Source organism: Paraburkholderia sp. BR14374, from assembly GCF_040948685.1.
Taxonomy (GTDB): Bacteria; Pseudomonadota; Gammaproteobacteria; order Burkholderiales; family Burkholderiaceae; genus Paraburkholderia; species Paraburkholderia youngii.
In genome coordinates this window covers 507,800-520,354 of sequence record NZ_JBFPKF010000005.1, presented here as the reverse complement: position 1 = coordinate 520,354, position 12,555 = coordinate 507,800, and the positions used below count along the sequence as shown (strand labels likewise).

At 62.9% G+C, this 12,555-nt stretch carries 12 protein-coding genes; 11 read left to right on the top strand and 1 reads right to left on the bottom strand.

Annotated elements, in window-relative coordinates; all coding sequences use genetic code 11:
• Positions 1 to 3: 3 nt before the first annotated feature.
• Positions 4 to 273 (bottom strand): hypothetical protein, encoded by a 270-nt coding sequence (locus AB3X86_RS15540; protein WP_368596682.1) that lies wholly within the window; start codon positions 271 to 273, stop codon positions 4 to 6.
• On the opposite strand from AB3X86_RS15540, the gene AB3X86_RS15535 reads away from it, so the two are divergent.
• The 11 genes from AB3X86_RS15535 to AB3X86_RS15485 all read left to right on the top strand — a co-directional run bounded on the left by AB3X86_RS15535 (position 175) and on the right by AB3X86_RS15485 (position 12,489).
• Positions 175 to 2,829 (top strand): phage tail length tape measure family protein, encoded by a 2,655-nt coding sequence (locus tag AB3X86_RS15535; protein ID WP_368596679.1) that lies wholly within the window; start codon positions 175 to 177, stop codon positions 2,827 to 2,829. The genes AB3X86_RS15540 and AB3X86_RS15535 overlap by 99 nt on opposite strands.
• A gap of 11 nt (positions 2,830 to 2,840) precedes the next feature.
• Positions 2,841 to 3,464 (top strand): DUF2460 domain-containing protein, encoded by a 624-nt coding sequence (locus tag AB3X86_RS15530; RefSeq protein ID WP_368596616.1) that lies wholly within the window; start codon positions 2,841 to 2,843, stop codon positions 3,462 to 3,464.
• A gap of 12 nt (positions 3,465 to 3,476) precedes the next feature.
• Positions 3,477 to 4,559 carry a DUF2163 domain-containing protein gene (locus AB3X86_RS15525; RefSeq protein WP_368596615.1) on the top strand — a complete coding sequence of 361 codons (1,083 nt, stop codon included), beginning with the start codon at positions 3,477 to 3,479 and terminating at the stop codon, positions 4,557 to 4,559.
• Positions 4,560 to 4,991 carry an NlpC/P60 family protein gene (locus tag AB3X86_RS15520; protein ID WP_368596614.1) on the top strand — a complete coding sequence of 144 codons (432 nt, stop codon included), beginning with the start codon at positions 4,560 to 4,562 and terminating at the stop codon, positions 4,989 to 4,991.
• Positions 4,992 to 8,135, top strand: a complete 3,144-nt coding sequence (locus AB3X86_RS15515) for a phage tail protein (protein WP_368596613.1) — start codon at positions 4,992 to 4,994, stop codon at positions 8,133 to 8,135.
• Positions 8,136 to 8,139: 4 nt separating this feature from the next.
• Entirely contained in the window at positions 8,140 to 9,528 is a 1,389-nt protein-coding gene (locus AB3X86_RS15510; RefSeq protein ID WP_368596612.1) for a hypothetical protein, read from the top strand.
• Positions 9,529 to 9,531: 3 nt separating this feature from the next.
• Complete coding sequence (locus AB3X86_RS15505; RefSeq protein WP_368596611.1) at positions 9,532 to 10,914, top strand: hypothetical protein; 1,383 nt, start codon at positions 9,532 to 9,534, stop codon at positions 10,912 to 10,914.
• 89 nt (positions 10,915 to 11,003) lie between these two features.
• Positions 11,004 to 11,189, top strand: a complete 186-nt coding sequence (locus AB3X86_RS15500) for a hypothetical protein (RefSeq protein ID WP_172411512.1) — start codon at positions 11,004 to 11,006, stop codon at positions 11,187 to 11,189.
• 2 nt (positions 11,190 to 11,191) lie between these two features.
• On the top strand, positions 11,192 to 11,695 hold the full coding sequence (locus AB3X86_RS15495) for a glycoside hydrolase family 104 protein (RefSeq protein WP_368596610.1): 504 nt from the start codon (positions 11,192 to 11,194) through the stop codon (positions 11,693 to 11,695).
• Positions 11,696 to 11,733: 38 nt separating this feature from the next.
• The gene (locus AB3X86_RS15490) at positions 11,734 to 12,006 is read left to right on the top strand and encodes a hypothetical protein (RefSeq protein WP_368596609.1); all 273 of its coding nucleotides are present in this window, start codon (positions 11,734 to 11,736) and stop codon (positions 12,004 to 12,006) included.
• A 48-nt stretch (positions 12,007 to 12,054) separates the two neighbouring features.
• Entirely contained in the window at positions 12,055 to 12,489 is a 435-nt protein-coding gene (locus tag AB3X86_RS15485) for a hypothetical protein (RefSeq protein WP_368596608.1), read from the top strand.
• Positions 12,490 to 12,555 lie beyond the last annotated feature (66 nt).

Below are 12,555 nucleotides of genomic sequence, written 5' to 3'. Positions count from 1 at the left end.
TCTTTAACCATGTCGCTCGGCTCCCTCGTTCTCGAACTGCAGGGCAATGTCGCTCGCACGCAGGAAGACATGGGGCGCCTGCAGCAGATCGTCGAGTCTGCGATGCGCCGCATCGATGCGGCCGCCTCCCGTACCTCCGACAACATCCAGGGCCTCGCCACCGCTGGGCGTGCGATCCAGCGCGTACAGGGCGCTGAAGAAGCCGCAGCCAGCATCGACCGGGTTGGTCACGCGTCGGTCGGCGCACGCCGCGAGATGTTGGTGCTCGCTCACGAACTGGCGACCGGCAACTTCAAGCGCGCGGCGGGTTCACTGATGGTGCTGGGCGAGCGCATCGACATCATGTCGAAGCTCGCCTCGCCAGCCGGCCTCGCGATTGCGGGTCTGGCCGCTGCTGTCGCCGGTTTCGCAGCCATGGCGATCAAGGGCGCGATGGAGTCGGCCGCGTTTGCGCACTCGATCATGCTGACCAGCAACTACGCGGGCCAAACCGAGGCGAGCTATAACCGGCTGTCGCGCAGCGTGGCCGATGCCACTGGCGCCACAATTGGCAATGCGCGCGAGGTCACGCAGGCACTGATTTCATCGGGGCGCGTCAGTTCCGGCGCCCTTGAGTCCGTGGCACTGGCTGCCAACCGGCTGCAGGTCATGACTGGCCTGAGCGCGCAAGAGATTGTCCGTCAGTTCTCCGGAATGTCAGACGGCGTCCTGAAATGGGCACTCGAGGCGAACAAGCAGTATCACTTCGTCGACGGCGCGCTGTACGATCACGTCAAGGCGCTCGAGCAGGCCGGCCAGCAGGAAAAGGCGATGGAGGTTGCTTCGACCGCACTCTACCAGCACCTTCGCAGTGCCGCGACGGAGAACCTCGGGTATATCGAGCGCGCCTGGCGCGGGGTGAAATCCGCGATCAGCGATGCCGCCGACGCGCTGATGTCAGTCGGTCGCGCCGAAACGGCAGCGGAAACGGCGGCGCGCATCAATCGCACGCTCGCTGCGAAGCGCTCGGGGCAGACCGACACATCCTATGCACTTGGCGTTGGCGAGGGACTCGGCGGGCTTGAAGCGGGCGGGAGTTACGACGACCTGACTCGCCAACAGTCGGCGGCCACATCACTCGCGCGTCGCCAGCAGGATGCGGCGTCACTGGCGGCCTACAAGGCGCACACCGATGAGATGGTCGTCGCGGCGAAGACGCGCTGGGACGAGCTCGCGAAGGCGCACAAGGTCGGCGCGGAACGCCTGAAGGAAGAACTCGACGAAGCCGCTCGTGTCGGCCAGCAGGCCAGGGCCTCGCCCACCGACATCGCCGCGATGCAGGAGCGTATTCGCAAGGAATACAGCCACGGCACCGGTGGCGCAGGGTTGGACAAGGCCAATCTCGATGCACAAACCCAGCCGCTTCAGGAACAGATCACCGCGCAGGCCCGGCTGCTGCAGAATAGGCAGAAACAGCTGGAACTCGCGTACCGCGATGACCACCTCAGCGCGCAGGCGTACTACGACCAGTCGAAAGCGGCGATCGAGCAGTACAACGCTCAGATCCGTACGCTCTATGACCAGCAGATCGCGATCGTCGAGAGCGCGGCAAAGCGTGTGGTCGATGCACGGACCCGCGTCACGCTGACGAACCGGGCAAACGCGCTGCGCAACGACGAACAGCAGGCGCTCCTGCAGTCGTCGGAGCGATTGTCAGAACTGACCGAGAGGCAGACCGAGGATACGCGTAAATACCGGGACGAGGTTGAGAAGCTGAACTCGGAACTCGGCAAGCTCGAACGTGATCCGGGGCGGACGGCGGGTGCCGACTTCGATCGTGAGCATGGTCATCTGCAGCGGCAAGCCACGCTTGCCGGCGATACCGACACGCTTGCCACGCTCGCGCAAGCGCGCAACGCAGCGGTCGCCCAGGCGCAGATGAATTCGCTGAAACAGGAAGCCGAGCAGATCACCCAGCGGCTCACGCTCGCGGAGAAGGAGCTGGCCCTCGCACAGGAAACCGGAGAGAAAGGTGCTGTGGCCGGCATGATCGAACTCGGCCAGCTACGCCAACAGGCCGCGCAGCAGCTCGCACAGATCCAGCAGCAGATGCAGGGCATCGCCTCAAACTCGGGCCTTCCACAACTTGATCTTCAGGCGCAGCAATTCGGCCTGCAAGTCCAGCAACTGTCTGCATCGAGCAACGTGCTCGGCAAGTCGATCACCGACGTCTTCGCCAACTCGTTCGCAAATATGCTCGATAACACGATCACCCGGACAAAGACGCTGCGGCAGGAATTCCTCGATATGGCCAACAGCATTGAGCAGGCCATCACGCGGATCATTGCGCAGGATCTGACGAACCAGTTGTTCGGAATTGGTTCGGGCTCCGGTTCCGGAAGTGGTTCGGGCGGGTGGCTGGGTCAGCTATTCAGCTGGGGCATGGGACTGCTCGGGCTGACGGGCGGCAGTGCGATGTCGTTCTCGACCGATGTCATGCCCTCGGGCCTGATGGGATTGACGCCGGATTTCAGTGTCGGAGCAGATGATATCGGAAGCCTGCTGACCTACCCGTTTCATATGGCCTCCGGCGGCGATACGTCGCCCGGTGGCCTCTACGAGGTCAACGAGAAAGGCCCGGAGCTGCTGACCGTCGCAAACCGCACGTTCCTGATGATGGGCAATCAGGGCGGTACGGTTACGCCGGGTGGTTCGTCTGGTCCCTCGCGCAGTGGCCACACGTTCAACCTTAACATCGCGGTGCCGCCAGGCACCACGCGTCAGACCGCGCAACAACAGGCGCAGGCCATCATGCGGCAGGCGAACATCGCGATGGCCCGCAACGGTTGAATCTCCCATAGATGACCACGTTTCTCGAATCTCCCCGCTTTCCGGACAACATTGCTTTCGGTGCCACGGTGGGCCCCACGTACCTGACCGTCGTCAATCAGGTCTACAGCGGGCGCGACGCGCGCATTCCGGCCTGGACGCAGGCGCGCATCCAGTTCGAGGTCGGACGCCGGGCGATGAACGCCGCCGACACCGCAACACTTGATGCGTTCTTCCGAACGGTCAAGGGCCGTGCGTACGGCTTTCGCATCAAGGACTGGACCGACTTCACGGACGGTGGCGTCGGCGCACTGGTTGCGACCGCAACGAGTGGCGTCTACCAGATGACGAAGCTGTATGCGAACGGCGCGCTCACGGAATTGCGGCTGATCCAGAAACCAGTTGCGGGCAGCGTGCAGATTTTCAAATCCGGCGTGCCCCTCACGACCGGCGTCACGCTGGACACGACCACGGGGCTGATGACGATCACGCCGCCACCGACAGGCTCGCCCACGCTCACATGGATCGGGCAGTTCGATGTGCCTGTGCGCTTCGATGTCGACCAGATGAAGAAGCAGATCATGGACCGCAATGGAGCGCTCGGCGATCTGCTGGTCGACTGGGGCTCGATACCACTGATAGAGATCCGCCCGTAATTCGGCATCTTCATGCGTTCGATTCCCGCCGCCCTCCTCGCCACGCTGCAGGCCGAGGTGCAGACCGTCTGCACGCTCTGGAAAATCACCCGAACCGACGGACAGGTGTTCACATTCACCGATCTCGACCAGTCTGTCACCTGCGGCGGACTCACGTATCAGTCTGCGGGCGGTTACACCCATTCGCAGATCGACAGCACGAGCGACCTCTCGACCTCGAACCTCGAGGTTCAGGCCGTGTTTGACAATTCGGCCATCACGCAGGCCTCGCTCGAGTCCGGACAGTGGGATTTCGCGCAGGTGACCTGCATGCTGGTCGACTACACAAACCCGTCGGCGGGTGCCATGACACTGGCAAGCGGCACGCTCGGTCAGGTGACGATCACGAACGGCGCTTACCAGGTCGAAATGCGCGGGGTGGCCCAACCAATGCAGCAGGAACAGGGGGACGTGTACAGCCCGACCTGCCGCGCGCAGCTGGGCGACGCCAAGTGCATGGTCGATCTGACGTCGCTCACCTTCAACGGCACGGTCGCGAGCGTGAACAGCGCGATCAGCTGGAGCGATCCGGGCCTCACGCAGACCGGGCCGGTCGTCGCCTATACGGATACGACCGGTCACAAGATCCCGACGCGCTCTCCGTTCACGGTCCAGGTCGTGCCACCGAATGGTGGTGCATTCGTCTCGACGATCTCGGTCGTCGATTCGTATGGCAGCTCGTATAGCGTCGGCAACGGGTCCGGGCAGTACACGGTCAATGCTTCCGGCCTCTACACATTCAACAGCGCACAGGCCGGCGGCGAGATCTTCATCAGCTACAACTACACGGTCGGGTATTTCGCGTTCGGCAAGGTCAAGTGGCTGACCGGCCAGAACGTGGGCTTCGTCATGGAGGTCAAGGCGTTCGCGCCGGGCGTCGTCACGCTCGCGATGGCGATGCCGTCTTCGGTGGCGGTCGGCGACACATACACGATCACGGCGGGCTGCGACAAGCAGCTTGGCACCTGCTACGCGCGTTACAACAACATCGTCCATTTCCGTGGCGAGCCCTATATCCCCGGCCCCGACCTCCTGCTCTCGCCTCAAGGGAACTGAATGGAAGGTGATGCAGTGGTGACCATCACGCGCGAGCAGTTCGTCGTCGAAGCCCGCGACTGGCTCGGCACGCCGTACCAGCATCAGGGACGCTTGAAGGGCACCGCCTGCGACTGCATTGGTCTTGTGATCGGTGTGACGCGCGCAGTCGGCCTCGATGTGCCAGATGCCCCGGATTACGGGCGCCGCCCTGACGGACGGCTGCGTGGAACACTCGAAGCGCATCTATCGCGGGTTCCGCTTGCAGATGCGCAAGGCGGCGACGTGCTGCTGTTCGCGTGGCACGCGACGCCGATCCATGTGGCGATACTGACCGACCCGGATCACTTCATCCACGCATATCTGCCGAACCGGTGCGTGGTCGAATCGCGTCTCGATGAGAAAACCCGGCGCAACGTGATCGCGGCTTACTGCATCCCTGGAGTCGTCTGAATGGGCCAGCTTGTCCTGTCCGCTGCCGGCGCCGTGGTTGGTGGTGCGGCTGGATTTCTGATCGGCGGTCCTGCCGGCATCGCAGAAGGGGCGGAACTCGGCTGGATGGCGGGCGGCATCGCTGGCGGCCTGCTGTTTCGCCAGAAGGGACCGCAGCCCGCTGATATCCGCATACAGGACAGCGCTTATGGCAAGCCGATCCCGCTCGCCTATGGCATCTACCGGATCGCCGGCAACATCATCTGGGCCGGCCAGCCTTACGTCGCCAGCAGCGGCGGTAAAGGGGCGGGTGGCAAGGGGCCGCAGCAGCAGAAAGTATCCATGTCGTTCGCCGTCGGCCTGTGTGCGGGTCCGATTACGGCCGTGCGGCGCATCTGGGCCAACGGCAAGCTGATCTACGACGTGTCCAATCCGTCGAATTTCCAGGCGATCAGTGGTTCGAACCAGATGGTGACGAATTTCACCGTCTACCCCGGCGACGAAAACCAGCTGCCCGATCCGGTGATGCAGGCCGCGCTCGGCGTGAACAACACGCCCGCGTACCGGGGACTGGCGTATGTCGTGTTCAATGAGCTGGATCTCTCGCGGTGGGGAAACTATCTGCCGTCGCTCTCATTTGAGGTCATCACGGCACCGGCCGCGCTCGCCACTTCCAACTCGGCCTCGACATACAAGTACTCGACCTCGCTCGGAACGTTCTTCATGGCGCCATGCCTGTCGGCCTCGGGCGGCATCGCGATGGGCTACGGGTACTACTTCGGCTACAACGGCGTGACGGTTGCGAACCTGAGCGCCTATGGTGCCGTCCAGACGCAGCTGATTCCCTGGAGCGGCAACCGGGGGGGCATCAACATGCCGCTCGGCTACAGCGACGTGCCGGGCATCTATACCTGGCCCGGGTGGCTGCATCCGGACGGCTCGTATGACGACATGAGCCTGACGGGCAGCATGGACCTCGGGTTTGGCGGCGATGAGGCCTGCTTCTGGCGCAACGGTGCCGACCTCTTCCTGAGCTCGTTCTATACGACGAGCGGCCGCCCGATTTACCGGTGCGACCTGTCGCAGCAGGGGTTGATCGTCGCGCAGAGTACCCAACTGGGCGAATGGCACATCCTCGGCGGCTCGGCCACGCATGTCTATGCATTCGACGACCTGACCGGACATCTGTTCCAGTTCGACCGCGATACGCTAGCCGTCACCGCGACCTATACCGGCATCAATTTCAATGCGAACACCGGGTATGTGCTGACGGACGACTACATTTACACGGTCGGCGACAACCTCGCCGTGTCGCTGTTCCGGCCATCGCAGAACACCTACACGGTACTCGGTTATGCCCCGTTCGGCGTCTCGACGATGGTGGCCATCAACGAGAATTTCTTCGTGTTTGCCTCGGGTGCGAACCTCAGCAGCATCTCGCTCGGTTACATGTGGATTTCGCAGGGGCAGACTTTCACGACGGTCGGCAATGCCGTCGCCGACCTGTGCAGTCGAGCAGGCCTGGCAGCGTCGCAGGTCGATGTCTCGCAGCTTACCGACGTGATGAACGGCTACTGCGTGACGAACCATTCGACCACGCGCAGCAACCTCGGACCGCTCATGTCCACGTACTTCTTCGATGCGTGCGATTCGGGCGGCGTGATCCGGTTCGTGAAGCGTGGCGCACAACCGGTCGGGACCTTCCTGTACGCCGATCTCGGTGCCTCGCCAAATCTGGGCGACACAGCAAACACGACGCCGGTCACCGAGACGATCGCGCAGGAGGTCGATCTGCCTCGTTCGATGCAGCTGACTTACCCGGAACTCGGAGACGACTACAACCCGAACACACAGCGCGCGATGCGCGCATACACGAACTCGAACCGCGACACCGTCATGCAGGTGCCGATCGTGCTCGCGGGTTCCGATGCGCTTGCGCGTACCCAGGCGATGTTATGGGCGGCATGGGTTGGCCGAAAGACCTTTCAGTTCACGACAGGCCTCGCTTACCTGCAGTACGAGCCGGGCGACGTGATGACACTGCAGGGCGCGAATGGCGAGAGCTGGACGGTGCGCATCACGCGTTGCCAGTATGACGGACAAGGGTCGCTCCTCTGGGCCGCCGCGCTCGAGGAACCCGATATCTATCCAGGCAGCTCCTACACGACGCAGGGCGGCGCAGCGCTTGGCTTTGCCAGCCAGCAGATCGATTACAGCGGGCCGACCATCCTCTCGGTGCTCGACATTCCGCCGCTGCGCGATGCGGACAGCACACCGGGCGTCTACATTGCCGCGTGCGGGATGGCTTCCTCGTGGCCCGGTGCGGCGATCGACCTGTCGCGCGATGACGTGACGTTCACACAGTTCGCGCAGATCACCCATGCGTCCGTCATGGGCTACGCGGCTGGTGCCCTGTCGTCGTTCGGCGGCGGCAACCTCCCGGACGAAATCAACACGGTCAGTATCGTGCTCTATGAAGGGGCGCTCGCTTCGTGCAGCTATGCAGATTTCCTCGCCGGCGCCAATGCGGCGTGGCTGGGTGGCGAAATCCTGTTTTTCCGCAACGCGACGCAGACGGCGGCCAACACCTGGACGTTGTCCGGTCTGTTGCGGGGGCGCGGTGGCACGGAAGCCGCCATGACGACCCACGCCGCTGGCGAGCGCTTCGTGCTGCTCGATCATGCTGCGGTCATATCCATGCCGATCCAGACCACGGATTTCGGCTCGATGCTCTACTTCGAGACGTTTCTGCTTAACCTGTTCTCGGGCTCGCCCGGCGCGCAGGTCAGTCTCATGCCAAAGAATGGTCGGGTCATGCCTCTCTCGCCGGTGTATTTCACGGCCGCGCACGGCAGCGCGTCGAGTACCTCCGACATCTCGCTGTCATGGATCCGACGCGCCCGCGTGCGCGCCCAGTGGCTCGACGGCGCCGATGTTCCGCTCGATGAGTCGGCCGAGAACTACACACTCACGATCCTGAACGGCTCGACCGTGGTTCGGACCGTCACGGTTGCCGGCAATGGTGCGGGCGGCACCTGGACGTATAGCGCAGCCAATATCACGGCAGACGGCATCTCAACGGGCGCGACGATCACCTTCCGCGTGCAGCAGAACAGCGATCAGGGCGTGCTGGGCACCTCTGCCACGACGACCATCACGAGGTAACCCGATGTCCAACAGCACAACGCTGCTCGACACCATCGCGACAAATCAGGCGGCCAAGGAAGTGATCGCCAATGCCCTATTCGATGCGGCCAGTCCCGCGATGATCTGGGGCCGGCGCGCGAGCACGACGAGCGGCCTGACCTGGGGCTACTATGGCGGCACGTATATGGTCGGTACGACCGCCAATGCGATCACGAACGGCACCGTCACGCTCACCGCGAGCACGGCCAACTACGTGTATGCGAGCGCCACGACCGGCGCCGTGTCGGTGAACACTACGGGTTTCCCCGCCGGGTCGATTCCCCTCTACCAGATCGTGACCAGTTCGACCGGCATCTCCAGCTACACGGACTGCCGCAGCTACCAGCCCAGCGCGATCGCGGGCACCGTGCGTAGCGCGACGAGCGAAGGCAGCGGAATACCCATCCTGGATGCGGCGAATTCGACCGCGCAGACACTCGCGTTCAAGTCACTGATCGGCGGCGCCGGTGTCACCGTCACCGACGGCGGATCAAACGGGCTCACAATCAGCACGAGCGGTACGAGCGGCACCGTCACGGGCGGCAGCAACGAAGGCAGTGGGGTCGGCGTGCTCGACACTGCCTCCACTACGTCGAGCAACCTCGCGTTCAAGACACTGGTCGCCGGCAGCGGCATCACGATCACCGATAATGGATCCGCCGGCATCGCAATCGGCGCAAACGCGGCCGCTGCCGTTGCGCCGGCGATCCAGCAGAACGGGACGACGGTCGTCAGCGCGGCGACGCAGCTCAATTTCCAGGGGGCGCAGGTCACGAATTCTGCCGGATCGCAGGCGCAGATCGCGCTGTTCTCGGGTTTCGGCACGCCAGATCAACCGCCGAACCTGTCGAATTTCACGTGGGTCAACCAGGGCAGCGCCACCGCGCTGCAGGAACCCTGGGGTATCAGCCTGTCCACGCCGAAAGCAGGCAGTGAAAACTGCGCGTGCCTGGTCGTGGCCGCGCCTTCGACGCCTTATCAGGTCGTCGCCCGCATGCGCGCGTTTCCGGCCAGCTCCAGCTACATCAAGTGCGGACTCGTCTGGCGCAACAGTTCAAGCGGCCTGCTGCAGGTCGCAGGCCTGCTGTATCAGAGCGGATTCCAGTACGGCATTGGCAACTTCAACAGCCCGACCTCGTGGAACGGATTTCAGGGCTCGCAGTACGCGATGACCTTCTGGCCGGACTGGCACCGGATCCGTGACGACGGGACGAACCGGTATTACGACGTGTCGCCGGATGGTGTCACGTGGGTCAACATGTATTCGTTTTCGCGCACGACGTTTCTCACGCCGGACCAGGTGGGATTCTTCGCCGATCCAAACGGGCAGGCCGTCGGCCTGTCGCTGTTCTCGTGGTACGCCGGAGCATAAGGCATGTCGAACAGCTCGACCCTGCTCGATACGCTATCCGCGGCTTCCTCGACAAAGGAGGCGACGCTCAACGCGCTGTTTGATGCCGCCAGCCCACTGATGTTGTGGGGCCGGCGTGCGGCAACGACGAGCGGCCTTGTCTGGGGCTACTACGGCGGCAGCTATGCGAACCCGGCGGGCGTCATGCAATCGGTACCCGACGGAACCCTGGCGCTTGCCGCGAGTGCGACGAACTATATCTTTGCGGACCCAGTGACGGGCGCCGTCAGCACCAACACGACGGGCTTTCCGGCTACCTCGTTCCCGCTGTATCAGGTCGTGACCGGCACATTGACGGCGTCGAGCTACACGGACATGCGCAGTTACCAGCCGAACGCGATCAGCGGGTCTCTACGCGGCGGCGTGAACGAAGGAGGCGGCGCCGGCCTGATCGATACATCGTCATCCACGGCTGCGAGTCTCGCCGTGAAAACGCTGGCCGCAGCTGGGAATTTCTCGATCACGGACAACGGCGCAGGAAGCCTGGTGCTGAACTGTCCCGGTGGCACGGTCACCGGGGCATCGAATGAAGGCAGTGGTGCTCCGATTCTCGACATAGCAAATTCGACCGCGCAATCACTCGCCTTCAAGTCGCTCTCGGGTGGCGCGAACCTGCAGGTCATCGAAGGCGGCAAGCTCGGAGCTGGGCTGTCTCTTGTCGGCACGCTCAGCGCGGTTGAACAGGGCGGCATCATCAAGGCCGTGGCGCCGGGGGCGCTGAATTTCACGAACGCAAGCGTGACAGCGACGGGATCAGGCGCGACGATCACACCGAATTCATCACACGGCGCGACGGACACCGTGCCGCAATTGTCCGGCTTCACACTGCGTAATCAGGGGGCGACGGGCGCCATTGCGACGCAGTATCCGTGGGGCATTGGCATTGTCACTCCGCATTCAAGCAGCGCGCAGGCATTCGTCCTCACGCAGCCGATACCATCTGGGACCTTTCAGGTGGCGATGCGCTTGCGCGCTGCTCCACTGAATGCCAACTACGGTTGTGTTGGGCCGTGCCTTTACGACAGCGCGAGCGGAAAGCTGAAACTCTTTGAGCTCGCGTATCAGAACCAGCTCGGCTACTGGGTCGGCAACTTCAGCAATTTCTCGTCGTGGGGCGGCAACCCTTTCTCCACGAATCTCGGTGCCGTTCCGGAATGGATGCGAATCCGTAGCGACGCGACGAACTGGTATTACGAAGTGTCGGGCGACGGTTCATCGTGGCAATCGCTTTTCAGCGAGGCGATCAACTCATTTCTCACGCCCGATTCGTGCGGGTTCTATGCATTCCAGCCGCAGGTGGCCCCCGATCTCGCGTTAGCTGTCTTTTCCTATTACTGCGGCCCTTAGGCTGAACCTGGCCTCGCAGGCATCCGTCGCCGCCCTCCGGGGCGGTTTTTCATTTCTGGAGCATGCCCATGAACGGCAATGATCACGTCATGGAATCGATCAAGGTGTCGATCGCGTGGGTTGGCGGCCTGATCGGCACGCTGTTGGGCCAAGTCGCGGCGTACCTGACGCTCTCGAACGTTGTGCTGTCGGCCACCCTCGTCTACACAGTTCTTCAGATTTTCATCCTGGCGCGCGACAAGATTTTTCGCCGCCGCACAAGCACGGAGGATTGACCATGCCCGTCATCACCGCACAGCAGGCCGGCGGCCCCAACCGGACTGCGTTTCTCGACATGATTGCGTGGAGCGAAGGAACATCGCGCATCCCCGAATCCGACGACGGCTATCGCGTGCTCGTCGGCGCGACGCCGGACAAGCCGCTGACGTTTTCCAGCTACTTAATGCACCCCGACATCCTCAACTCCACGTTCAATTCGACCGCCGCCGGCCGGTACCAGCTGCTCTATCGCTACTGGCTCGCGTATCGGCAGCAGTTGAAGTTGCCGGATTTTTCGCCGCTCTCGCAAGACCGGATCGCGCTGCAGCAGATTCGCGAGAAAGGTGCGCTGCCTTTCATCGACGTTGGCAATTTCACGAAGGCGGTCCAAATCTGCTCTGGCATCTGGGCCAGCCTGCCCGGCAACGACTACGGGCAGCACGTCAACACGATCGCCGCATTGCAGACCGCCTACGTCAATGCGGGTGGCGCAATTCTGCACGGGGCAACCAACCTCGCGTAATCCGTTCGATTTTCACCACTACGACCAAGGAGTCGACCATGAATCAAGTCTCGTCCCTCGTCACCGGCGGAACGACCATCACGGCTACCACGCTCGCGCCCATGCTGCAGTGGCTGCTGGCTGGATGCCCATTGCCCATTCCGGAAAGCCTGCCGTATTTGGTTGCGGCGCTGATCGTGACCGGCGTACATGCGATCGGAAACTGGTGGGCGAGCTATCAGGCCGCGAAGACCGATGCGCCCACACCTGCGGTAGAGCCTGCTACCCCAGCTCCGACTGTGGCCCCTGCCCCGGCCACCCCGCAGGCGTAATTCCCCCGTTGTTTTCCTCCCGCCGCGTTCGCGGCAATCTCCACGAAGGTGTCCATCATGAAGAAACTGCTTCTCGCGGCGGGTCTTGCCACGCCCATTGCATTCGTTGCCTGCACGACAGCACAACAGCAACCGGCAACGACGATTGCGACCACGTTTCAGACCCGTGTCGAACAGGCCTGTGCCGTGGTTCAGCCGGAGCTGAATAGTCTGGCGGCGCTTGCATCCGACGGCAACACGTTGCTTGCCCCGCAAGCATCGGCACTTGCCGCGCTCGCGACCGATAGTACAGCCGTCTGCCAGGCAACCACCAGTGTCGATACCGCATCGGTGCAATCGCTCATCAATACGTCGATTCCGGCGGCGCTGGCGATCGCCAACGATTTGCCGCTCGACGACCAAGCCAGACTCGCTGTACAGGCTGGATTGATTGCTTTCCAGGCGGCGCTGTCGGTAGCACTGGCGGCACAAACTCCAATCTGACGCACACCGTCGGATGCGATTCGCGACATGCGATCGCTGAATATTTCAGGAACTTCGTCGGCGGAC